This window comes from Leptolyngbya sp. KIOST-1, from assembly GCF_000763385.1.
Lineage (GTDB): Bacteria > Cyanobacteriota > Cyanobacteriia > Phormidesmidales > Phormidesmidaceae > Nodosilinea.
The window spans coordinates 1,258,677-1,281,353 of sequence record NZ_JQFA01000004.1 but is presented as its reverse complement, the minus strand read 5'-3'; the positions used below and the strand labels follow the sequence as shown (position 1 = coordinate 1,281,353).

Annotated in this window: 24 protein-coding genes; 16 read left to right on the top strand and 8 right to left on the bottom strand. The window is 60.4% G+C overall.

Annotated elements, in window-relative coordinates:
* The first annotated feature begins 80 nt into the window (after positions 1 to 80).
* The 7 genes from NF78_RS22735 to NF78_RS22705 all read left to right on the top strand — a co-directional run bounded on the left by NF78_RS22735 (position 81) and on the right by NF78_RS22705 (position 5,362).
* Complete coding sequence (locus tag NF78_RS22735) at positions 81 to 662, top strand: sigma-70 family RNA polymerase sigma factor (protein ID WP_052050853.1); 582 nt, start codon at positions 81 to 83, stop codon at positions 660 to 662.
* A gap of 4 nt (positions 663 to 666) precedes the next feature.
* On the top strand, positions 667 to 1,455 hold the full coding sequence (locus NF78_RS22730; RefSeq protein ID WP_035991878.1) for an anti-sigma factor: 789 nt from the start codon (positions 667 to 669) through the stop codon (positions 1,453 to 1,455).
* Between the two features lie 67 nt (positions 1,456 to 1,522).
* Positions 1,523 to 2,962, top strand: coding sequence for a pyridoxal phosphate-dependent decarboxylase family protein (locus NF78_RS22725; RefSeq protein ID WP_035991877.1), 1,440 nt, complete (start codon positions 1,523 to 1,525; stop codon positions 2,960 to 2,962).
* A gap of 496 nt (positions 2,963 to 3,458) precedes the next feature.
* Entirely contained in the window at positions 3,459 to 4,106 is a 648-nt protein-coding gene (locus tag NF78_RS22720; RefSeq protein WP_035991875.1) for a DUF3386 domain-containing protein, read from the top strand.
* A gap of 96 nt (positions 4,107 to 4,202) precedes the next feature.
* On the top strand, positions 4,203 to 4,736 hold the full coding sequence (locus tag NF78_RS22715; RefSeq protein ID WP_035991873.1) for a TrmH family RNA methyltransferase: 534 nt from the start codon (positions 4,203 to 4,205) through the stop codon (positions 4,734 to 4,736).
* 30 nt (positions 4,737 to 4,766) lie between these two features.
* On the top strand, positions 4,767 to 5,051 hold the full coding sequence (locus NF78_RS22710; RefSeq protein ID WP_035991872.1) for a 2TM domain-containing protein: 285 nt from the start codon (positions 4,767 to 4,769) through the stop codon (positions 5,049 to 5,051).
* 2 nt (positions 5,052 to 5,053) lie between these two features.
* Entirely contained in the window at positions 5,054 to 5,362 is a 309-nt protein-coding gene (locus NF78_RS22705) for a DUF3181 family protein (protein ID WP_035991870.1), read from the top strand.
* 5 nt (positions 5,363 to 5,367) lie between these two features.
* Here the strand turns inward: NF78_RS22705 and NF78_RS22700 are convergent, their stop codons facing one another.
* Positions 5,368 to 6,369: a hypothetical protein gene (locus tag NF78_RS22700; RefSeq protein WP_035991867.1), complete on the bottom strand. Its 1,002-nt coding sequence runs from the start codon at positions 6,367 to 6,369 to the stop codon at positions 5,368 to 5,370.
* Positions 6,370 to 6,518: 149 nt separating this feature from the next.
* Entirely contained in the window at positions 6,519 to 6,923 is a 405-nt protein-coding gene (locus NF78_RS22695; protein ID WP_035991865.1) for a DUF6713 family protein, read from the bottom strand.
* 97 nt (positions 6,924 to 7,020) lie between these two features.
* Here NF78_RS22695 and NF78_RS22690 point away from each other — a divergent pair, with 97 nt between their 5' ends.
* Positions 7,021 to 7,719, top strand: coding sequence for a response regulator transcription factor (locus NF78_RS22690; RefSeq protein WP_035991863.1), 699 nt, complete (start codon positions 7,021 to 7,023; stop codon positions 7,717 to 7,719).
* A 206-nt stretch (positions 7,720 to 7,925) separates the two neighbouring features.
* Positions 7,926 to 8,834 (top strand): LysR family transcriptional regulator, encoded by a 909-nt coding sequence (locus NF78_RS22685; RefSeq protein WP_052050852.1) that lies wholly within the window; start codon positions 7,926 to 7,928, stop codon positions 8,832 to 8,834.
* A 38-nt stretch (positions 8,835 to 8,872) separates the two neighbouring features.
* Here the strand turns inward: NF78_RS22685 and NF78_RS22680 are convergent, their stop codons facing one another.
* Positions 8,873 to 9,340 (bottom strand): hypothetical protein, encoded by a 468-nt coding sequence (locus tag NF78_RS22680; RefSeq protein ID WP_052050851.1) that lies wholly within the window; start codon positions 9,338 to 9,340, stop codon positions 8,873 to 8,875.
* Positions 9,341 to 9,420: 80 nt separating this feature from the next.
* Positions 9,421 to 9,831, bottom strand: a complete 411-nt coding sequence (locus NF78_RS22675; RefSeq protein ID WP_156119927.1) for a hypothetical protein — start codon at positions 9,829 to 9,831, stop codon at positions 9,421 to 9,423.
* Between the two features lie 334 nt (positions 9,832 to 10,165).
* On the opposite strand from NF78_RS22675, the gene NF78_RS22670 reads away from it, so the two are divergent.
* Both NF78_RS22670 and NF78_RS22665 read left to right on the top strand, forming a co-directional pair.
* On the top strand, positions 10,166 to 10,891 hold the full coding sequence (locus NF78_RS22670) for a M15 family metallopeptidase (protein ID WP_035991859.1): 726 nt from the start codon (positions 10,166 to 10,168) through the stop codon (positions 10,889 to 10,891).
* Positions 10,892 to 10,929: 38 nt separating this feature from the next.
* On the top strand, positions 10,930 to 11,847 hold the full coding sequence (locus NF78_RS22665) for a hypothetical protein (RefSeq protein WP_035991856.1): 918 nt from the start codon (positions 10,930 to 10,932) through the stop codon (positions 11,845 to 11,847).
* A gap of 178 nt (positions 11,848 to 12,025) precedes the next feature.
* Here NF78_RS22665 and NF78_RS22660 read toward each other — a convergent pair whose 3' ends face one another.
* Complete coding sequence (locus NF78_RS22660; protein WP_225885398.1) at positions 12,026 to 13,282, bottom strand: FIST N-terminal domain-containing protein; 1,257 nt, start codon at positions 13,280 to 13,282, stop codon at positions 12,026 to 12,028.
* Between the two features lie 451 nt (positions 13,283 to 13,733).
* Between NF78_RS22660 and NF78_RS22655 the strand changes: the two genes are divergently transcribed.
* Both NF78_RS22655 and NF78_RS22650 read left to right on the top strand, forming a co-directional pair.
* Positions 13,734 to 13,961 (top strand): Calvin cycle protein CP12, encoded by a 228-nt coding sequence (locus NF78_RS22655; protein WP_035991854.1) that lies wholly within the window; start codon positions 13,734 to 13,736, stop codon positions 13,959 to 13,961.
* A 129-nt stretch (positions 13,962 to 14,090) separates the two neighbouring features.
* Positions 14,091 to 14,447 (top strand): arsenate reductase family protein, encoded by a 357-nt coding sequence (locus tag NF78_RS22650; protein ID WP_035991852.1) that lies wholly within the window; start codon positions 14,091 to 14,093, stop codon positions 14,445 to 14,447.
* 120 nt (positions 14,448 to 14,567) lie between these two features.
* Here the strand turns inward: NF78_RS22650 and NF78_RS22645 are convergent, their stop codons facing one another.
* The gene (locus tag NF78_RS22645; RefSeq protein ID WP_035991850.1) at positions 14,568 to 14,750 is read right to left on the bottom strand and encodes a CsbD family protein; all 183 of its coding nucleotides are present in this window, start codon (positions 14,748 to 14,750) and stop codon (positions 14,568 to 14,570) included.
* A 179-nt stretch (positions 14,751 to 14,929) separates the two neighbouring features.
* Here NF78_RS22645 and NF78_RS22640 point away from each other — a divergent pair, with 179 nt between their 5' ends.
* Complete coding sequence (locus NF78_RS22640; protein ID WP_035991848.1) at positions 14,930 to 16,969, top strand: hypothetical protein; 2,040 nt, start codon at positions 14,930 to 14,932, stop codon at positions 16,967 to 16,969.
* Positions 16,970 to 17,212: 243 nt separating this feature from the next.
* Here NF78_RS22640 and NF78_RS30525 read toward each other — a convergent pair.
* Positions 17,213 to 18,090, bottom strand: a protein-coding gene (locus NF78_RS30525; protein ID WP_225885304.1) for an IS630 family transposase whose coding sequence is annotated in 2 segments (ribosomal slippage) — positions 17,213 to 17,758 and positions 17,761 to 18,090 — 876 coding nt in all. Because the reading frame shifts where the segments join, the coding sequence is not laid out codon by codon here.
* A 521-nt stretch (positions 18,091 to 18,611) separates the two neighbouring features.
* On the opposite strand from NF78_RS30525, the gene NF78_RS22625 reads away from it, so the two are divergent.
* A complete protein-coding gene (locus tag NF78_RS22625) occupies positions 18,612 to 19,961 on the top strand; it encodes a DUF3747 domain-containing protein (RefSeq protein WP_052050850.1) in 1,350 nt (449 codons plus the stop codon).
* Positions 19,962 to 20,126: 165 nt separating this feature from the next.
* Here NF78_RS22625 and NF78_RS22620 read toward each other — a convergent pair whose 3' ends face one another.
* On the bottom strand, positions 20,127 to 20,987 hold the full coding sequence (locus NF78_RS22620) for a methyltransferase domain-containing protein (RefSeq protein WP_035991846.1): 861 nt from the start codon (positions 20,985 to 20,987) through the stop codon (positions 20,127 to 20,129).
* A 133-nt stretch (positions 20,988 to 21,120) separates the two neighbouring features.
* On the opposite strand from NF78_RS22620, the gene NF78_RS22615 reads away from it, so the two are divergent.
* Positions 21,121 to 22,461 (top strand): TrkH family potassium uptake protein, encoded by a 1,341-nt coding sequence (locus NF78_RS22615; RefSeq protein ID WP_318655503.1) that lies wholly within the window; start codon positions 21,121 to 21,123, stop codon positions 22,459 to 22,461.
* Positions 22,462 to 22,677 lie beyond the last annotated feature (216 nt).

The window sequence follows — 22,677 nt, the reverse complement described above, 5'->3', positions numbered from 1 at the left end:
GTGCCCGTGGTACCCCCTCGCTTCAATGCAGTCTCGATGCGACAGCGACGGTGGAGCTTCTGTCTAAGCCTTCGGCGGATATGGATTTTGAACAGCTGATCTCGACAGACGCCAGCCTGCTGAGCGATGCAGATCTGTGGCTGGGCCTGAAGGCTGGTCATACCGGGGCCCTGGGTCCACTGTACGATCGCCACGGGGGGCTGGTCTACGGGGTGGCCCTGAAGGTGTTGGGCAACGCCGAAGAAGCAGAGGACCTGACCCAGGACATCTTTATCAAGTTGACCCAGTCCACGGCCTACGACCCCCAGCGCGGCTCCTTTCGCACCTATCTGGCTATTCTGACGCGATCGCGGGCGATCGATCGGCTGCGATCGCGTCAGGCTGCCCGCGATTCGATTGCTCGCCTGGGGGCCAGCCCGATACCCCAGGTTCCCACCCCCACCGAAGCCCTGACCCAGAGCGAAAGCACCGAGGAAATTCGGGCGGCGCTGGCCCAGCTCTCGACCAGTCAGCAGCAAATTCTGCGGCTGGCCTACTATGAGGGTCTGACGCAGGCAACCATTGCTGAACAGCTCGACACGCCGCTGGGCACCGTCAAGACCCATTCTCGCCGAGGCCTGCTGAAGCTGCGGCAAATTCTCCAGGAGCGTTGGGGGAACTAACACCATGAGCAGGTCTATCTCACCCGAACAACTGCAATCCCTGCTGGCGGGCTACGTGCTCTACGACCTCAGCCCTGAGGAATCGGCGACCCTGGCTCAACTGTTGGCCGCTGACCCCAGCTTGCAGCAGGACATTGACCAGATGCAGCAAGCCCTGGAGGCCGCCTACGATGGCGACCGCATCAGCCCGCCGGCCCACCTGCGGCAAGCGGTGCTGGCCGCTGCGGACCGCGCCGATGGAGTCGCAGGAGCCCCACGGGCGGCAGCTCCAGTGCGCCCTGGGCCTGCTGCCCTTGAGCCAGAGGGGCGATCGCGCCCCTGGAATCTGGCCCTGGGAGCGGCGGCGGCCATCATCACCGGGTTAAGCCTCAGCAACCTCTTGCTCTGGCGCACGCTCCAGCTAGAACGGGCCAGTCGCCCCAGCGGCGAACCGATCTCGATTGTGCTGGATGCTCCTGACAACGCAGCCCTGGGACAGGCTCAGGTGGTGATCAACCCTGAGACCCTGGAGGGATCTTTGATTGGGGAGAATTTGCCCCCCCTGGAACCGGGCACGGTGTACGTGCTGTGGACGGTGGTAAACCCCAATGCCCCGGTGACTGTAGATGAAAAAAATGCCATTCTGACTACGGTGTTTACCGTGGATGAGCAGGGTAACGTGAGCCAGCCGATTGATCTTCCGGCCGTATTCCGCCGCGATCGCGCCCTGGTGCAGGCGGTGGCCATCACCCAGGAACGGGCCGATGCGCCCCAGGAGCACCTGTCGTCGCCAATTTTGATTCAGCCGTTTTAGGGCGTGCCATTAATTCAGGTGGAGGCGCATCGGCGAGATAATAAAGCCATATTCCCCACCGAGGTCTATGCCACATTTACCCGCTCTCCCTGTCGAAGCCTTTGTCAATCCGTGGGGCCGCAATCGTGAAGCCGTTGAGGCGTTGTTGCAGCAGGTGGCAGCGCAAATTCTCGACTACCTGGCCGGGGCTGGGGATCAGGTACCGCTACCGACGGTTCATAGCATCCCGTTTGAAGGTATTCCTGAACAGCCGATGGCGTTCGCCTCCCTGCTCGATGCGGTGGGTGAGGTAATGGCCCAGTCGATGAACCCGGCCCACCCCGGCTACCTAGGGCATATGGATCCGCTGCCCAGTACAGCTTCTATCGTCGGCGACTGGGTGGCAGCAGCGCTGAACAACAACATGCTGAGTGTGGAGATGTCACCAGCTCTGTCGCGGCTGGAGCCTGAGCTGCTGGCGGAGATTGCCCGGCTGTTTGGTCTGGGCGAAACCGCCGGGGGAGTATTGACCAGCGGCGGCACCCTGGCCAACCTCCAGGCCCTGACCGTGGCCCGCAATGTGCAGCTCGACTGTCTCTACCAGGGGCTGGCGGACCAGCCGCCGCCCGTGATCTTTGCCTCGGAGCTGGCCCACACCTCGATTCAAAAGGCGGGCATGGTGCTGGGACTGGGGCTAAACGGGGTCGTGCTGGTACCCACCGATGACCGGGCTCGCATGGATGTGTCGGCCCTGGAGGCCAAAATTCAGGCCGCGATCGCCCAGGGGCAGAGGCCCTTTGCCGTGGTAGCAACGGCGGGGACAACGGTGACTGGCACCATTGACCCGCTGCCCGAGATTGCTGCCATTGCCCGAGCCTACGGTCTGTGGCTGCATGTGGATGCGGCCTACGGCGGCGCGATCGCCTTTTCCCCCACCCACCGTCACCGCCTGGCGGGTATTGAGCAGGCCGACTCGATCACCTTCAACCCGCAAAAATGGCTGTACGTCACCAAAACCTGTGCCTCGGTGCTGTTTCGCGATCTGGGACTGCTGCACAGCCACTTTCGGGTGTCGGCCCCCTACATGAACACCGAAGCCGACTGGACCAACCTGGGAGAACTGTCGGTGCAGGGCACCCGCCACACCGACGTACTGAAGCTATGGCTAACCCTGGCTCACCTGGGCAAGACTGGTTGCGCCGCCCTGATCGACGCCAGCTATGCTCTGGCGGATCACGTTGTCGCCCAGGTGCGCCAGCGCCCCTACCTGGCGTTGGCGAGCGATCCTGATATGAACCTGGTCTGCTTTCGGGGCTGCCCCCCAGAACTTTCCCCGGAGCAGTGGGACGGGTGGAACGCTGGCCTGCAGCAGTATCTGCTTCAGTACCACCAAACGTTTCTATCGCTGCCGGTGTTTCGCGGCCAGCGATGGCTGAAAGCGGTACTGCTCAACCCATTCACCACGGCAGCCCAGATCAGCCACCTGTTTTTGGCCGTGGATGACTACAGGCGGAAGGGGCAACCGTAGGCACAGCAATGTCAGGATTGCAGGTTATCCACAGACGACCAAAAACCTGTGGATAACGCGATATTTTTTCTAGTTATTCCTGTAGCCCAGCATCCAAAAGCCCTGCCAAGCAGGGATTGGGGCACTAGTCGCAACAAACAGCACCCTAATTGCTGCCTGTGGAAAAAAGCAGAAAAGCTGACGCTAATAGAGGCCAGTGGCTTGGTAATTAGTCCGTCGATGCCCAATCACTCAGCCCAATCACGCAAATTGGTGATGTCGCGGCAGAAGACCTGGGCTATAGCAAAATCTTAGGGATATTCATGATAGGCAAGTCCTCTCAAATAGACTGTAAAGCAGATCACATTTTGAGCAATCCTCTGAACATCCCCGTATATCTGCCGGGGCCCGTTCCGGTGGAGCGCAGGCGCTAGGTGGCTAGAATCGGTATGCTAGAGAAGCTCAAGGGTAACGGCTCCCGGCAGTTGCCCGTTGATAGTTAACGGAGATAGGTTTGATGGTTGGAACTCAGCTTGCCGCGCGGGACTTTTTTCGGGCGGCCTACGAAAACCGCTATACCTGGGATGCGGCCTTCCCAGGCTATACCGCCGATGTCACCTTTACCCACAACGGCACAACCTACAGCGGCCAGGCCAAAGTCAGCGCCGATCTCAAGCCTGAAGTCAGCGGCATCAGTGACGACTCGGCCCAAAAAGCGGTGCACGGTCAATTGTTCGAGGTCTCCATTCACCGCGTTCGGCGCGCATTTGAAGACTCCCACGGCCAAAACACCTTTAGCTACGGCGAGACCCTGGCCGATGGGTCAGTGGAAATTTTGATGGGGGGTAAGGCCGAGGGCGATCGCTACCAGGTCAAGGACAACGAAGTCTCCATGGTGCACCGCCACATTCACGGCGTGGTGGTCACCATTCACACCTACAGCAGCCACGACACCGGGGCGGGCTACCTGTCCCATCGCTACGACTCGGTCTACCACGACCCCAAAACCGGGGAGCAAAAGGGTGGGCTGAGCAACTTTGAGGACGAGTACACCGATGTTGGCGGCTACTACATCCTCTCGCGTCGCGCCATTGAAACCGCCACCGACAGCGGTACCGATGTGCAGGAGTTTGTCTTCTCGAACATTGCGCTGCTGAACGCCTAAGGTTCTCCCAGCCTCTAGCTGTTGGTTCAACCCGCCCCGCCTCGGTGGGGCGGGTTTTTAGCGGTTTCCCTGAACCTGTGCGTGGTTCACCCACCCATGCCCCTATCCCGCCGCCAGTACCTCAACCTGCCCCGCCACTCCCTGGTGGTCTGCGCGGCGCTGGTCGAAAACCCGATCAACCTGGGCATGCTGTGCCGCACTGCCGAAGCCTTTCGGCTGGAAGCTCTGGTGCTCAAGACATTGGCCCTGGCCCAAGACCGCAAATTTCGCCAGGGGGCGGTGGCGACTCACCAGTGGCAGCCCCTGGTGGAATGCGCCCTGGAGAGGCTGCCCCAGTGGCTGGATGGTCAACGGCAGCGGGGCTATACCCCGATCGCCCTCGATCTTCAGCCCCAGGCTATGCCCCTACCTGAAATGCGCTTCCCAAAGCGGACGGTGCTGGTTCTGGGGCGCGAGCTGACGGGCATTCCCCCGACTGTAGCGGCGGCCTGCGACCAGGCGGTAACGATTCCCCAGTACGGGGTGGTACAGTCGCTGAATGTGCAGACGGCGGCGGCCCTGGCTATCTACGCCTACCTTGGCCAGTGGGGAATGGTGGCGTCGCCTTTAGCCCCCACACCTTTAGAATAGAGGTGTAGCTTTGAATGCAGTAGTTGGCCTATGCCGCCCCGTTGGCCCCGCAAACCGACCCGAGAAGACCCCGCCTACCGCAAGCTGGAAGACCGCATCAACTTTGCGGTGCATGTGGCGGCGTTTATTGCCGTCAACTCTGGGCTGTGGTTCTTTCACACCCTCAATCCGGCCTGGGTGCCCTGGGTGGCCAAGGTAACGCTGACCTGGCTGCCGGTGCTGGTGGGCCACGGCGTTTATATCTTCGCGATCGCAGACTATTCCCCCGTGCCGCTGTCGCCCACGGCCAAACCTGACCCCAACGGAGAGTCCTAGCCATGTCTGAAGCATCTACTGCCCGGGCGATCGAGGCCCTGGCCGCAGCCATTGGCGACAAGGTGTACCTCGATATCGCCAAGTGGCACCTGTACCTGGGCGATGCCAAGCTGCACACCGCCCTGGCCGAAAAGCTCTACCCCCTGGTGACGGAGAATGAGGTGACCGAATCCGCCGTGGCCGATATTCTGGCCAGCACCCCCGTCACCATTGGCGGCGGTCAAAAAACGGTGCCGATGGCAGACCTGATTCCAGCGGCTAGCCAGCGCGATCTGCTGGAGGCGATCGCCGACTACCAGCGCGACCTGTAGCCGGCCTAGGGACGATAGGGACGACCGTCGTTACGATCGTCGCGACTATCGGGACGAATTGGGGGGCGGTAGGGGGGCCGCTCGGGTGGAAACTCATCCTCCGGCCACAGCTCCATCGCATCGACATCGATGGTGGGCATTTTATCGTCCCGCAGATTTGGCCCCGAAGGCAGTCCGGCGGTGGCATCGGTGACGGCCTCGCGCAGCTGGTTGCGCAGGTGGCGGGTGCGCTTTTTGACGTTGCCCAGCAGGCCGCCCAGCCTGTCCTGGGCCTCGGCCTGGAGCTTGTGGCGACGCTCCTGGGCTTCGGTGCCTAGCTTCTGGCGCTGCTCCTGGAGTCGATCGCTGACCTGCTGCTGGGCCTGACGGGTGGTCTTAACCGCCGCGTCCCAGCCCTGGCGCGGGTCGGGCACCCGGTCAAGGGGCAGGCGATCGAGGGGGATGCGCTCAAAGGGCGATCGCGGGGCCGGGGGCTCTGGGGGGCGTGGTACCCCTGCCTGAATCAGAGGCGCCGAACGCAGGGCACCCTCCTCGGCCATCATGCGGCGGCGACCGGTGCTGATCACCACTACCGGGTCGAGGGCATAGAGGCCAGGGGCCAGCCCACTGGTCTCCTCTGGCATAAACAGGTATTGCAGAATGTTGCCGGTGGCCGGGTCGAAGCGATAGTCGGTGAGCTGACCCACGCGATCGCCGTGGTCTGACCACAGCTCGACCACGCCCAGGGGCAGGCAGTCTTGCAGGTGCTCGTCGATGGTTTCAATCTGCGCCCCCGCTTTGACTACCACGCCATCGCGCCCAATGGAGCCAATCTGAGACCACAGAAACCGCCGACTCTGGCGCTGGAGCAGGCCCCCGGCACTACAGCCAATGCCCTGCACCTGGTGGGTGCGGCTGTTGACCCACACTTCGGCAATGGGGCCAAACTCCTCGGCGGTGTCGAGGTTGATGGCCAGCCGGTTGAGCAACTCGCTTCTGTGCATGCCCTGGGGAAATGGCCCGTCCATATCAACGCTCCTGCGATCGCTAACCCAGGCCAGCTTTGGCCCGGAGGGGATTTATCTTCAATGGTAGTCGATCGGAGATTGTGGGTTGGCGGAACGAGGGCGGGGTTAGCCAGAGGACCTCAGCGTTCCCCCCGTGCCCAAACAGATGCCTACACCTCATTCTGAGCTGGCACGGACTGCCTTGAACGGCTGACAAAAACCGCCCCCAGGTAGAGCAAGCCAAGCACCCCGCCGCCGTAGATTAAACCCATGGAGAGAGCCGAGTCGAAGCTGTAGAGGGGATGGTGGTCGAGCCGCTTGTGCAGGCCAGCGTGAATGGCGAGGAAGGCTGCGATCGCAATTCTGGACCAGTGCTTGACTCCTGGGGCTTCATGGTTCGTCAGCCACAGCAGCCCCGCCACCAGGGGAATGTGCACCAGCACAAAGGCGGTTTCGGCGGTAGCCTCGGGCAGACGGCGCAGCACAAACAGCAGTCGCCACTCGGCCTGGGTCATGGCGTCGAGTTCGTGGGCCATCAGGGTGGCGAAGCCCAGATAAAACAGCAGATTTTGCATGGGATATCCCCTCTGGCTCGCTTCTGGGGCTGAATCGCTTCCGGCTTCTCAATTACAAGTTAAAGTGAGCAGTAAATAGGTCATCTGGGACAGTGTTATGTCTGATCAAGCCGGAAATATTCTACTGGTAGACGACGAGCCCGGTCTACGGGAGGCGGTGCAGGCCTACCTGGAGGACAGCGGCTTTACCGTGCGGGCGGCCAGCAATGCCAAGGAAGGCTGGGACCTGCTCCAGCAGGAAATCCCCGACGTGCTGATCTCCGACATAATGATGCCCCAGGTCGATGGCTACGCCTTTCTGGCCCAGGTGCGCGACGACATTCGCTTCAAGGGCCTGCCGGTGCTGTTTTTGACCGCTAGGGGCATGACCAGCGATCGCATTCAGGGCTACAACTCAGGCTGCGATGCCTACCTTTCTAAACCGTTCGACCCTGAGGAACTGGTGGCGGTGGTCAGCAACCTGATCGGTCGTCGCGCCGCCCAAACCCCAGAGGCGGGCGATATTCCCGATATCGCCGTCATGGCCCGCCAGATCGAAGAGATCAAAGCCATGCTGAGCCAGAAGGGCGGCATTGCCAAGGTCGCCTCCGACATTCGCATCGACCTCACCCCCCGCGAGCAAAGCGTGCTGGATCTGGTGGCCGAAGGGCTGATGAATAAAGAAATCGCCAGCCGCCTCGATACCAGCGTCCGCAATGTGGAGAAGTACGTCAGCCGTTTGTTCAGCAAAACCGGCACCAACAGCCGCACGGAACTGGTGCGGTTTGCCCTGGAGCATGGGATGGTGACAACGTAGGGGATTTTGGAATTTAGATTCTGGATTTTGGATCTCAGCGGAGTGGGCACGCTGGGGGTAGGGGCATTTGGGGTTGAGGGAAGGAGTTTGGGCTGGCCTATGGTCACTGTTCCCGCGATCGCTCCCCACCCCCTGCCACCTTCCCCCTTGCTTTAACAACATTTTTGTTGCTAAACTCGGTGAGTATTTCTACCGCCTTACCTGCGATGGTTCAGCAGTCGCCCAGCATGAAGGGCATCACCCTTCACCAGATGGAAGTTTTTGAAGCGGTTGCTCGCCACGGCAGTTATACCAGAGCGGCCGAAGAGCTGTACTTAACCCAGCCAACGGTTTCGATTCAGGTCAAGCAGCTGTCTAAGATCATTGGCCTCCCCCTGGTGGAGATGGTGAGTAAAAAGCTTTACCTGACCAAGGCAGGGGATGCCCTGTTGGCCACCTGCCGCCAGGTTTTGAGTCAGCTGTCCACCCTAGATGAGACCCTGGTCGCTTTACAGGATCTGGAGTTGGGAACGATAAGAATTGCCACGGTGGAAAGCGGCAAAACAGCTCTGGTGCAGCAGCTCAAGCCGTTTCTAGACCGCTACCCTGGCCTGGAGCTATCGATGCACGTGGGCAACCACGATCAGCTGCTGGAGCGTCTGCAAAACAATGAAGACGATATCTACCTCTTTGGCCTGCCCCCGGCGCTCAACGGAGTTGAGGTATTTCCCTGTATGGACGTGCCGCTGCACATTGTAGCCCACTGTCAGCACCCCCTGGCAGGGCAGGCGGCGGTGACTCCGCAGCAGCTGGCCCAGGAATCCTGGATTTTAAATGAGCCGGGAACAGCCAGCCGTCAGCTGCTGGAAGCGTTTTTTGCGGCTCAGTCGATCAAGGTGCGCAGACGCCTGGAGCTGAGCAGCACTGAGGCGATTAAGGCCAGTATCCGGGCTGGCTTGGGGATTGCGGTGCTGCCCGCGTCGAGTTTGTCGCCCCAGGACCTTGACACTGACCTGGCTATTTTGCCGGTGGCAGAATTTTCCCTGCGGAAGCAGTGGCACCTGGCGCACCTCAAGGGCAAGTGCCTGTCGCCAGGGGCGGCGGTCTTTTTGGACTACGTACTAGAGCGGTTTTGAGCCCATCTGCAGTTCCGCTGTGACCGGCTCTGGAGCGTTTAGTTGCCAAAGCCGCGAAAGTGACCGGGGAGTAGATCAATGCCAAGGGCCGATTTGATGAGGTAGGCCAGCATTAAAATGCTGGTGCTGATGGCCAGGTTAAACCCGAGTAGCAGCACGACCGCCATAGCCCAGTTGCCAAGCTGAGTCATCCGCGTAACCGGTCGCTCCCGTTGGGCGCGACGGCGGTCTTTGCCCACCATAAGCACGACAAAAAAGCGGCTAACCACCAGGTCGATGGCAAACCGCAGATCGACCAGTTTGGGGGCTGGCTTAGGAATGGCGAGGGCGATCACCCGTTCGATGTCTGCTCGCTGCTGAGGGCTAAGACTGGCCTGGATCTCGGGATGCAGCTGAGCCAGGTAGGTAGCTGGGTGGGGCGAAGGTTGCTGCGTCTGCGAAGGCGTAATGAGAGCCCCTATCTTTTTGAGGGTTAATCGCCGCAGGTTGTGCCAATAGGATCTCATTAAATTGCTCGAACTCCGTTGGGTAGTTAAAAGCTGTGCTGTGAACTGTTCGGCTGGCTACGGATCCCGCAGCCAGGTATTTAACTCAGTCCCTGGCTCTGGTATATCCGAGTTCCTATCCACAGCATGAGCAGCAAACCGACCGTTACCGTGATCTGCCCAGTTCGACGATAGGGGGACTTACTCTGCTGCAGCCTATGCCCAACCCGGGCTAACAGACATACCAGGGCCACGCTGAAGGCCCACAGTGCCAGCACCGTATAGGCCCAGTACTTGTAGGGCAGGTTATCAGGCCAAAACGAAGGAAAGATATCAAAGGTGACCACCAGGGCGATCGCAACAGAGACCCCAGCACTGGCTGGCACCACGCTGCCCCAGCCTACTCCCAGGCTGTAGGCCACCAGCAATCCGGCCATGACTACGGCTGACGGAGGAGCGGCAAGGGCAGCTAACCACCAGCCCCAGGAGCCGACTCCCACAGCTAGAACCATGACCCACCAGGCAAAAACAACCACAGCATTACGAGCGGCTGAACGTTTATCGACCACTACAAGTTTCCCTAAAATGGAGGGGTCGATCTGGCTTGCGAGCCAGATCGACCTTGGTTTACCAATACTTCAAAATCAGCGCTCAACCATCAGGATAGTTACCAGGGTGACGTAAGACTGGCGCTTAGACGGCCAAACAAAAGCTGCCACCCGTCCTGGGGCACAGCGCATTGCCAAGGGGCCACTGTGTCTGCGTCCAGAAATCTGTTTTAATCCCCAGTGGGCTGGACCGTTGCGCGATCGCGTTGGTCCCGATCATGGCTAACTAGAACTCGTGATGAAACCTTACCAAGCTATTTTGATCCGCGATTGTGGCGAACCGATGGTGCCGATTCCGAGCGATCGCGTTGCCCTGGTGCAGCCCCATCCCTACCAGGTGCTGGGCGCCCCCTATGGGGATCAATCGCCCTACTGCCTGCGCTCGGGGGTACTGGCGGCCCTGCTCCAGGCCCAAGCCCGGCTCCAGCAGCGGCAGCCGGGCTGGAAAATTCAGGTGTTTGACGCCTTTCGGCCCCTGGCGGTGCAGCAGTTCATGGTCGATCGCACCTATGGAGAGCAGGTGCAGGCTCGGGGCTGGAGGGCCGAAGCGCTGACAACGGTCCAGCGCGAGGCGGTGATGGCGGAGGTGATTCAGTTCTGGGCGGTGCCCAGCGATGACCCGGCCACTCCCCCACCCCACAGCACCGGGGCGGCCCTGGATGTCACTCTGGTGGACGCCAGCGGAGCAGCGGTGAATATGGGGTCCCCCATTGACGAGGTGTCGCCGCGATCGCACCCCGACCACTTTGCCGCCAGCTCTGTCGCTATTGAGCAGCGGTTCCACGCCCACCGCACGCTGCTAAACCAGGTGATGGCCGCAGCCGGGTTTTGTCGCCACCCCAACGAGTGGTGGCATTTCTCCCTGGGGGATCAGCTGTGGGCCTGGCAGCGGCAGCAGGAAACCGGCCGCCAAGACTTTTTGGCCCACTATGGGCGAGCCTCGGTAGACTTGTGGGTACAGTGATACCAGCGGGTACACGCACCCTTGAGGAGGCAACGGCAATGGATGTTCGCTCATGGATAGGCCTATCTGCGGGCCGTCGAATTTGGGATGCTCTGCCCGTTGCCCTGGGGCTGGCGCTGGTTGCCGCTATACCCGTACCGGCCCAATCCACCGCCATACTGCAAACGTCGCTGCAGCTGGCGGTGTGCCTGAACGACTGGGACACTGCGATCGCTCGGGCCGGAGATCTCACCCAGGCGCCCGGTGTGCCGGTTAAGACCCAGGCCGAACTGGTGATCCTGCGCCGTCAGCTGCAGCGGCTGCGCCAGGAGCGGGCGGTGGTGACCGATGTCCCCGCCTGTCAGCCCGTGCTGGAGGGATTTGGCGTTCCGGGCTATAGCGGTCGACCCCTGCAGCTGGAGCGGGCGGTGGCCAACCTGGTGGGCCTGACCAGCGATACCCTGGTGCCCGACCAGAGAATTCGGCAGCTGGAGGGCTTCTGGCAGGCGGGGCTGGGGGTGCGGGCCGACGTTCCCCTGGGGCCGCTAGACGAGGCTCGGCGCATTAATACCCGCAGCGGCAGCGGCGTCTCCACGGGGGCCGTTAGCCGCTGGGTCGATGTCTATGCATTTTTGGGGGCCGCCGGCGATACCCCCAACCTGGCCCTCGATATCATTCAGCAGCGCCCCGGACTGCTCTATACCGACGATCGCTCCCTGCTGTTTTTGTTCGATGCCGAGGGCCGACTGCTGGGTGAAGCCCAAACGGGCTCAGCCCTTCAACCCCAGCGGATCGACGCTACCCTACCCGCCACCGGCATTTACTACGCAGCGGTGACCACGCCCCAGCACCGGCCTGTCCTCGATGGCAATGGCGTGGTGACGGGTTGGCAGGGCATTGGCACCAGCGCCGTCACCTACACGCTGACCGTTCGAGGGGTGACGCCGTCGCCGCAGTTGGGAGTTGGGGGCCGGTGAGGGGAAGAGGATGATGAGGGGGTGAAGAAGGGAAAAATGCAAAGTTTCCCTTGGGAAGGCGCGGCGCAAATAAAACTTTGAATGCATCCCTGCCCTGCAAAAACTCACTTTCGGCTACTTCCCCTCATCCCCCTATCCTCCTCATCTCCTCATCCCCCTATCCTCCTCAGCGCTCCGCCTACGGCTGGCGGCAGATGCCAAAGACGGAGGTAAAGCCGTGCAGAAACGTCGTCTGCCCAACGGGGCCAATTTCGCCACCGCAGAAAAATCCCCCCAGCGGCAGCCCCGGCAGGTACTGGGCAAAGAGACTGGAGTCGAAGTTGGCCTGGTTGTATAGCCCTTCACCCCGGCCGACACAGGCAAACATCAGGGCCCCAACCGGGGTGGCGTCCGGGGATTGGTGCTGGTAGCGCTGGAGCAGTTTTTCTAGATCGAGGGCCGAGGTATGGGCATCGCGCAGGTGAAACTGCACCCGCTGGCCGGGGCGGAGCCGATCGCCCACAGCGATCGCCCCCAGTTTCGGATCGACCCCCAGCAGCGTGCGAATTAGAAAATCTCCCTGGTCAAGGCTGAGCTTAAAACTGTCCTGGGCGACACCAATAAAGAGGGAACTCTGGGCCAGCTTGCGATCGCCCTCCGGCAGCGTTTCAAAAAGTTCTTGCAGCAGTTCCAGCGGCGGACGAGCCTCATCGCCGTCGCCAGTGCCCAGGCTGATCAAAATGTTGCGCTCGGCCTGATCCACCTGGTACACCGGCCCAATGGGACGGCACCCCTGAGCCACAATGGTATCTAGCACCAGCGGGCCAGCCAGGGCCACGCCGACAATGCCTTCGGTGTGAAGGGTGCGATCGCAAAACAGGCCACTGTGGCGGTTAAAACCGTCGATGCCAGCCAAACCGCCAATTTTGACCCCGCTGGGATAGGCAAAATCCAGACCCTGCAGCAGATCGTTGACGTTAGACGACAGGGGATCGGCCATCAAAATGAACTGAGGGTTTTGCTGTGGGGCCATCCCAATCAGCTCTGACCAGGCAGCAGGCGGGCTGTCCAGGTCGGGTAGATCGTCGTTCGACAGATGAAAACTCCGCACCGCTACCCCAGGCAGACGGGCCACCGTCAGGCTGAAGCCAGGGATATCTTCTAACTCCTGGGGCTGCCCCTCAGCATCGGTCCCGACAATGCCACCGCCGCTGCAGCCGACCAGAGTCGGTAGGGGCAGCAGGCTCTGTAGCAGGGGCAATAAGCGGGCAAACTCGCTGGTAAACGAAGAGGAAATAAACACCAACCCCAGATCAGGGGGAGCCGACAATCGCCCCTTGAGTTGCTCGACGACCTCTTTGACCGCCCCTTCTAGGGAAGGGCAGGTAGACACGGCGTTGGCCCACTCCATCGACGGCTGGATAGGTGGCTGGTCGGGCTGGGGAATTGCGGTCATCGGGTAAGCCCCTCCTTCTGTGGTTCCAGTCTAGATCGGAATGTCCATTCCCTTGGCCTGTCCCTCTTCCCTATCCGCCTTAACTCATCCCTTTGACATGCCCCATAGACCGATTGGCCTGACCCAGCGGCGGGCGAACAATGTTCAGCAGGCACTCTCCCCAAGTTGGGGATGTGTAATATGAATAATAGGTACTTTTACTGGGCTTGCCCAACGTCAAGGGGGTGGGGAGTGCCAGGTCGCGCCAGGGCTTTTTGCTTGCCCTGTCAAGGGAGTAACCTGCCCCCCAGAGGGTAGAGTTTCCATCGCCAGGCCAGCTAAAACAGTGAAGTATACTAAGGCTGAAGCTGGGTTAATCCGTATGAAATTAGCGGATTTGTTCCCCTTCGGTGATTAGCGTGATCCAGCGGCAGTCCCCCACGGTAGTTGTTTACACACGTAAAGGAATCAAATGAGCGAGAACATTAAAGAGCGCATTGAAAAAGAAATTGAAGGTGCCCGGGCCGCCTGTGATGCCTCTGGCAGCGGCTCTCAGGAATGCGCCGCAGCCTGGGACGCTGTGGAAGAGCTTCAGGCTGAAGCCTCCCACCAGCGCGATAAAGGGACCGACAGAACCTCCCTGGAGGCCTACTGCGACAGCAATCCCGAGGCCGACGAGTGCCGGGTTTATGACAACTAAGCTCCAAGGCCGATCGGCACTAGCTTAAAACATCCTAAAGAAACGTCCTGGCCACCGGGGCGTTTCTGACGTTTTCGGTCTGGTACCCTGTACCCAGGGTTCAACACCACTCGCACCACCTACAACACTATGGCGCTTACGGTTTACGGGATTCCTAACTGCGGCACCTGTAAAAAGGCGATGCAATGGCTCGACAGCCATGCTATTCCCTACGAGTTTGTCAATACAAAAGAGTCACCCCCTAGCCCTGCTGCGATTGCCGCCTGGGTCGACGCTCTGGGCAGCAAGGCCATGCGCAATACCTCGGGGTTGTCCTACCGGGCCCTGGGGGATGAAAAGCAAACCTGGGGCGATGCCGAGTGGATTCCGGCCTTTAGCCAGGATGCCATGCTGCTGAAGCGGCCCCTGTTTGAGAAGGACGGCAAGGCTGTGCTGGTGGGGTTTCGTGCCCCCGAGGCAACGCTGATTGAAACCCTGGGGGGGTAGCCTGGGCCTGGGGCGATCAACAACCTCGACAACTAAGAAGCTCCAGTCCTTAAAAGAACTGGAGCTTTCAATCTAAGGCCTACAGGGGGCTAGAACCCCTACGGGTGAAGCGTAAAACACCTAGTCAATGGCGCGCTTGGCCTGGCCTTTGACGTCTTCTACCGAGTGGCGAACGTCGGCTTCGGCCTGCTTGGCCTTGCCCTTGAGCTGCGCCTCGCGATCGCCGGTCAGTTTACCACCGGCCTCCTGCACCTTACCTTCTACGTCTTTGGCAGTGGCCTTAGCACGATCTTCAATAGACATAACTTGCTGCCTCCAAAAAAGAGCTTAACCACAGCCTAGATCTCCTGAGCCGCCAGCTTCCTCTGTAGCAAGACGGACGTAGGACAGGCAGGGGCTCCACCAAAATGTAGGCATTGGAGTATCCTGAAGCATCATGGGCGGCTTGGTTCGGAACAGAACGTGAATTCAGGGCTGGAGCAATGGAGTATTGGGAATTTCTGCTGCAAAAGGAGGGCGACCGGAGTTGGTTACCCCTCGATGCCTCCCAGGTAGAAATTTTGGAGGGCCGCTATCGGGTCATGGCCCATACCAGCCACTGCCAGACTCCAGTGCGAATTCAGATTAGTCAGATGCTGGCTGGGGAGCAGCGCGACGGGCAGCGAACGGCTGCAGCGGCACCGCCAAAGCGCCGCACCCTGCGCCGCCAAAGCGAAACCAACCGCAACGGCCTGATGGTCGTGATGCCGTTTACTCGGTTGAGGGAGGGAACCTGGGATATTCAGTGTGCTAGGGGCGATAACCCAGGGGTGGTCAGTACCGACTCGGACACTTCCCAGGCGTGGTGCTACGCAGTGCAGTTGCGGGTGGTAGCCCAGGACTCCGCAGACGATGGGGACTGGTTCGCCGATGACGGCAGTGCAGACCTGGGGGCGAGCCCGCCGCAAGACTTGCCCTCGGATTCCGCTGGGGCAACCACAGCCCCTGACCTCGACCTGGAGGCGGCGACAGCGGCCATGGATGCCTTTCAGGCCCAGCTGGCCGGGGGGCTCGATCCAGACAGCCTGCCCTACGGGCTGACCCTGCCCAACACCGCCCTGCTGGGCAGCGAACGTGAAAGCCTGGGGCTATCGGCGACGGTCACCGGGCCACCCACCCTCAATGGTCCGCCCCTGGCTCTGGTGGTGAGGCTATTGGATCCCCAGACGGCCGTTACGGTGGCTATGGTCCCGGTTTTGCTGGCAGTGGCCACGTTGCCCAGCAGCGTCGTGCTTTCCGTTACGCTGCCCGCCGGGCTCTCCACCCGGCTGCTGCTGGGGGAGGTGGGGCTGCTGGTCGGCGCAGAGGTGGTCGCCCTGCATCGATTTACGGTTACGGTAGATGTGGCCTCGCTGTTTGATGCGATCGCCAACCAGGGCGAAACAGACACCGATCTAGATGTCGTCTTTCCCCCTGATGCTGTCGAACCCGGCGATTCGCAGCCGCGCCCCAACCCCGATCTCAAAACCTGGGATATTGCCGGTCGCGCCGCGCCGCCGCGGGAAATGCCCATTCTGACGCTGCCCCGCAGCAGTGTCACTCTCCCCCCCAAGATTTACTATCCTTCACCCCACGAGGTGGCGGCCCGGCAGCCAACGCTGCCCCCCGTAGGGCGGCCCAAACCCGCCCCCGCCCCTGCCTCAGGGACCGATTCAGAAATCGCCCCAGTAGCTCCCGCCGCCGGCGCTGCGCCGGCGGGGGCAGAGTCAAACCGGGGATTGAGCCTGCCACCCATTCCCACCCCCCCGCCCCGCCCGACCGATGCCGCTGCGGTACTCAGCGGACAGACTGCCGCCCCCAGCAGTCGGCCTCGGGGGCAGGAGCCCCAGCTTCTCTCCCACGAGGCCATGGGATTTAAAGATCTCAAGCTGCAGGATCGCTTCTGGGCCAGACTGAACGAACTGGCGGTTAACCTTCAGCAGGAGGCCCTCGAAAACCGCAGTGAGGCGATCGCCGAGGTCCCTAGCATTGAGGACAGCGATGCGGTCGAACCCTTGCCTGAGTTTGTACCCTTTGCGGGAGAAGTCGTCATTTACGAAGACGAGGATCCTGTGCTGATGGCGGCCCGGACGGCACCAGCGGTGAACCCGGAGGCCGCTCCAGAATCTCCGCCCGAGGCGATTACCCCACCGATGCCCAGCCTGGTGTTGCCAGAGGGTGAGCTGATCGCGGGTGAACCAGTTCTGGTGACCCTGCGCGTTCCCTTTCACCCCAACCGCCTGTACCTTAAAATCTGGATTACCGATCCCCAGACCCGTAGCCTGGCCGACGAACCCCGCCAGGTGATGAACCTGCTGCCCAACGGTCAGGGTCAGCTGGAAGGTACCCTCCAGCTGACGGTGCCCCTCGGCTGCCTGGAAGCCTGGTTTGAGGCCATTTCGGTGGATATGGTAACCCAGCAGGAGAGCTACAAAACCTCCGTCAGCCGGGACATTGCCCTGCCTGGACTCCCTCCGCCGGGGCTAGAGGAGTTTGGCCTTTGAGAGTCAGGGCGTCTCACCACATCTGACCACAACTCTGATCTCCGCAGCGCTGTCACGCCTGCCCCAACACACAAACCCAAGGCCATGGCCGCCGGGGCCTAGGGCGTGTCATTAATTGTGGTCAAAAGAATTGTGGTCAAAAGCTCGGCATATCAAGCTTTGTCACGCCCGACCGCAAGACAGGCTAGGGGCTGTAACCCTTAACTTTTGGGCGTTTGGCAGCTATAGCTATAGCCACTTAGGTTAGGACACCGCTTGCTTGAGGACAGCCTCAATAGCGGCCCGCAGGCCATCGTCGTGGGGGAGGGCTTTTCGGATCCGGCTTTTCAACCACCCCCAGCACTTTTCAATGCGATTTAGGTCAGGGGAGTACGGTGGGAGATAAACCACCTCACAGCCTGCCGATTCAATCAATTCGGCAATGCGCCCGCCATGATGAAAGGTGGCATTATCCAGCACCACCCAGTCTCCAGGACACAACTCTGGAATCAAGCAGGTCTCCAACCAGGTTTCAAAGACGGTGCGGTTACACGCCCCTTCGACGGTAAACGGCGCGATGAGTTGATGCCCCCGATACCCGGCGATCATGTTGACGCGCCTACCGCGTTGCCCGGATTTAAGGTCATAGCACCGCGCTCCTGCTGGGGCATAGCCGTATCCGTAGGCATCACGCTCATCCATTCCCGACTCATCCACGTAGACCAGATGCCGAGCCCTAGACTCAGGAACTTTGGCTATGAACGCCTGTCGCTTGTGCTCGTCTCGCTGACGGTAGCCGTAGGTCTTTTTTTTCGAGTCCAGCCGATGGCGCCTAAGGCCCGTGAGATGGTGCGTTGACTCATCGGGCCGGGCCAACACTCCGCCATCTCCGTCTGGGTCTTATGACGATGCTGCTCGGCAAAAGCGCGAAACCCGTCCCAATCGGTAATTCGCCCTTGGCGGCGGGCCCTTGAGGTGACCTGAGGCGCTAGGCTGCCAGTGGCGGCTTTACGCTTGAGCCACAAGTCGATGGTGTTGCGACTGATCCCAAAAACAACACTGGCTTCGCTCTTCTTCATCCCATCCAGTTCGATGGCGTTGATGACCTTTTGTCGCAAATCGAGGCTGTAGGGTTTGGCCATGGCATGCAGGGGGAGATGGCGTTACCTCTAAATTATGTCCTAATCAGGCTGGCTATAGCTATAATTGATAACAGCCCCTGGGACACCAGCGGCCAACAGACAGACGATCGCGTCCCAGGGCTGAACCTCGGTTCTGATCGGCTGCCAGTTCGTCCGGAACATCGTGAGGTTTTGCAACAAATTCTAAGTAAATCCTGCGGAAAGTAGGGGTGTATACCGGCGATGCCCCTAAAATAGTTGCGGCTTTTCTAGGTTGACTTGCCCCTACTGCCCCCGGTCCTGCGGGTCCGGTGAAGGCTAGGAGAGTACCGGTCGTTGCCTCGGGGCGATGGTTGTTCGAATGCTGCTAATTCAATTTTTTGGGGCCTGGGCAGACCATACGTATAGTTTCGGTGTCAGGTCTTTATCCTGACCATCAGACAGTCTGGCAAGTGGATGAAGCCACCGTTGCTCCGCCGTTGCCAGGACTAAGGTAGAGAAGCCATCCCCACATCACAAATCGCTATCTAGGACCAGTGACCATGAATCCGATGTCGACGCTTAAAGCGGCTGCTGCGCTCTTTGCAGCCACTCTTGGGGTGCTTGGTGGGGCTGGGCAGGCCGTTGCCCAAAACCACACCCCGATTCAGCCCGTGGTACGCAATGCTGGCACGCTGCTAGCGCAAACCTTTGGCAACATTGATATCAATGCGGCCAACTTTCTGGTGGTTGCCGTGCCGGGCAGTACGGCCCAGCCCTACCGGCTTTACGTCGTCGAGCAGCTGCAGCCCAACCCGCCGTGCTGGACGATTGTGAACCCCGGCGGCGAACCTACCCAGGTCAATGCGCTGTGGAATACCTTTGACTTTACGGGGGTCTGCCGCCTGCAGCGAGATACCAACGGCTATGCCGTGCGCCTGGCCGGTCAAGATGTCTCGGGAGCCCGGTTTGAGGTAAATCAGCGGAATGGCGACTTGCTGCTGCAGTTTGCGCCCAGCACCGTCTCGCGCGATCGCATCACCATTGGCCGAGCCAACGGTATCAGCCCCACCGGCTTTACCCAAATTGACCTCAACCCCGGCTGGTCGCTGACCAAGCGAACCTTCAACGGGCAGATCGTGAGTTCGCACCTCGTCTATTTCACCAACGACTTGACCCTGGCTCAGCTTCAGGGTCAGGGTCAGGATCCGGGCGGGGTCACGCCGCCTGTTACGCCGCCTGTCACCCCGCCCGCTGTGGCCTTTAACGATATTCGGGGCAACCGTTACGCGGCTGAGATTACTCGCGCTGCCCAGCTGGGCGTAATTTCCGGCTTCCCCGACGGCACCTTCCGACCCACTGCCCCCCTCACTCGGGAGCAGGCAATCTCGGTGGTCATGGAAGGCGCTAACGATTTGCTGCCCACCACCGTACTGGCCACCCTGCCCCAGGCGGTGTTTAGTCCCCCCTTCGCCGATGTGGCCGTCAACCGCTGGAGCGCCCTCAAGATTGCCCAGGCCAGACAATTGGGAGTCGTCAGCGGCGATTTTGGCACCAGTAACTTCCGCCCCACCGACAACGTGTCCCGCGCTGAGCTGATGGCGATGATGTACCGGGTGGCGCTGATCCGTGCCGATGCCGGGGCGGGCGATACCACCAGCACTAGTCCAGTGCCCGGCCGAGATCAGGCCACCGGTGGGCTAATCCCCAACGTCGCTAACCCGGTAAGGTTTACCGATATTGCCGGTCACTGGGGCGAAAACGCCATCAGGCAGATGGCGCAGGTGTGTGCGGTCGCCAGTCCCCTGAACGAAACCGGGACCAACTTCGCTCCCAACACCAACGCCTTGCGCGACTTTACCGCCGCCGCCGCCGTCCGGGCGATCGACTGCCCGGCCGCTCGGCCTCAGTAACGCTTCGGCCAAAGCCCCGGCACCTTGAGTCGCCGAGGGACCAACCTACGGCCAAGGGAGAACACTATGCTCTCCCTTGGCCGTGTTTTTAACCTGATACCGACTCCGAACTCCATACCCCCAATATTCAACTTCTGCTAGCCAGTACTAGGTCAGCCGGACCCCTCAGCGCTCCGCACACAGCAGTCCGTAACGAATTAGGCCACTGTAAAGCCCCTGGCGCATCGGGCCCAGGGCCAGGGCTCCCTGTAGGGTTCCTGGGCCAGCCTGAGCCAGCCCCGCCAACCCCTCGGGAGTCAGGGCCGAGGCAATCACCTCATCCCAGAACGGGGCCACCGCCAGAGACCAGTCGGCACTGCGGAGGTGGCCAAACCCACAGCTCTGCGCGATCGCCTCATAGTCCGGCAGCGCGATCACGTAGGGCAACCCGTAGACTCGATAGATCCAGTTGAGCTGCTGCTGCTCCAGCCAGGTCAGCGGCCCTGCCAGGGAGTCGGTGGGCCGATGACACCAGGTCGCCATCAGCAGCTTACCCCCCGGCTTCAGCACCCGGTAGCACTCCTGCAAAAATGCCACCTTATCGGGCATGTGTTCACCGCTCTCCATCGACCACACCAGGTCAAAACTCTGGTCAGCAAAGGGGGTTTGCAGCGCGTCGGCCACCTCAAACTGGGCCCGGGGCGGGCTGTCTCCGTTCAGGCTGGCGGCAGCAGCCCGTTCTGTCGCTCGCCGGGCCTGAACTGGGCTTAGCGTAATGCCCGTCACCCTGGCTTTGTAGCGGACGGCCAGTTCCAGGGCACTGCCGCCAATACCGCAGCCGCAGTCCAGAATATCGCTAGCCTGATCAATGCCGGCCCAACTCAGACATTCATCGATCAGATCAATCTGGGCCTGGCTGCGATTTTTGCGCTGGCGACCATCAGGACCGTAGAAGCCGTGGTGCATGTGCTCACCCCAGATCTGCTCCCACAGCCCCGATGAATCGTCATAAAACGTCTGAATTCTTTGGTACAGAGCATTGGCCATGGTAATTCGAGGCTAAAGAACAGGGCCCTAAGGGGCGTAACGGGTTAAATCTTCCGCTATGTTGGCTGAGAGCGTCAACTCGTGGAAATATAGGGTTGCTTTTATTCTCCGTGCTTTGCGGAATGCTCAGCCTATGCAGATGACCGTTCCGCGCACTATATGCCTCGGCTTCCTAGTGCTGATTTCCGTGGGTACCCTACTGCTGCTGCTGCCCTTTGCCACCGCCAGCGGGGAGTGGAACGATCCACTGGTGGCCTTCTTTACCGCCACCTCCGCCGTCTGCGTCACGGGGCTAATCGTGGTGGACACCGGCAGCTACTTTTCGGCCTTTGGGCAAGCCGTCATTCTCCTGCTGATTCAGGTCGGTGGGCTGGGCTATATGACTGCCAACACCTTTTTGGTCCTCCTGCTAGGGCGACGGCTAGGGTTGCGAGAGCGCCTGGCGATTCAGAAGTCGATGGACAGCACGGTGCTGGCCGGAGGCAAGTCCCTGGTCCTCTCCATCATCGCGATGACGCTGGCGTTCGAGTTGACGGGGTTGTTCTGCCTCTATCCAGTCTTTAACCAGGACTTTGGGCCAATCTACGGCCTCTGGTTGTCGGCATTTCACAGCATCAGCGCCTTCAACAATGCTGGCTTTAGCCTATTTGCAGACAGCCTGATGGGCTATGCCCTCAATCCCTGGGTCAACATCGTCATTACAATTCTGGTGATCCTTGGCGGGATTGGCTACCAGGTGATTATGGAATTACTCACCTGGCTGCGTAACCGGGTCCAGGGCAACCGCTGCCGCGGTCTTTTCTCCCTCAACTTCAAAGTCGTCACCAGCACAACAGCGGTGTTGCTGGCGGTAGGTACGCTGGCCTTTTTCGTCATTGAGTACCAGAATCCCAACACCCTGGGGCCAGCAGACCCTCACCACAAGCTGCTGATGGCCTGGTTTCAGTCCGTGATCGCTCGCACCGCCGGGTTCAACACCATCAATATAGGGGCCATGGGCAACGCTTCGCTGTTTATCATGATTGCCCTAATGTTCATTGGTGCCAGCCCCGGCAGCACAGGCGGTGGCATTAAAACCACCACCATTCGAATTTTGATTGCCTGTACCCGGATGGCGCTTCAGGGCAAAGAACAGGTGCTCTGCTTTCGTCGGCAAATTCCCACCAGCCGGGTACTGAAGGCGATCGCGGTGGTGGTTGGCTCAGGTCTGGCGGTGGTGGCCGCTACGGCCCTGGTCGCCGTCAGCAACCCCAATATGAACTTCATCGAAATTCTGTTTGAATCGATTTCGGCCTTCGCCACCGTGGGTCTCTCCACTGGCATCACCGCCGACCTCTCCGATGTGGGTAAGTACGTCATTATCTTCACCATGTACCTGGGTCGGGTTGGGGTGCTGCTGTTTATGGGGGCGCTGCTAGGGGATTCTAAACCCTCGGCCATTCAGTATCCCGAGGAAGAACTGCTGATTGGCTGAACCCACTGATAGAGTGGACCCATAGCTCAAACAGCCTCAACTAACCCGCTTGTATCTTGGATGCGACCAGGCATAACCCCTCATAACGCCCGTATTCCCCAGATTGCGGACTCAGCAAAAAGGGGAGCCGATGGCTCCCCTTTTTGTGGTTTCTGAGGTGAATCACCCCCCTCGGTCTGCCCCTTCAGGCGTAGGCGCAGGGTTTGCTGTCGTTTG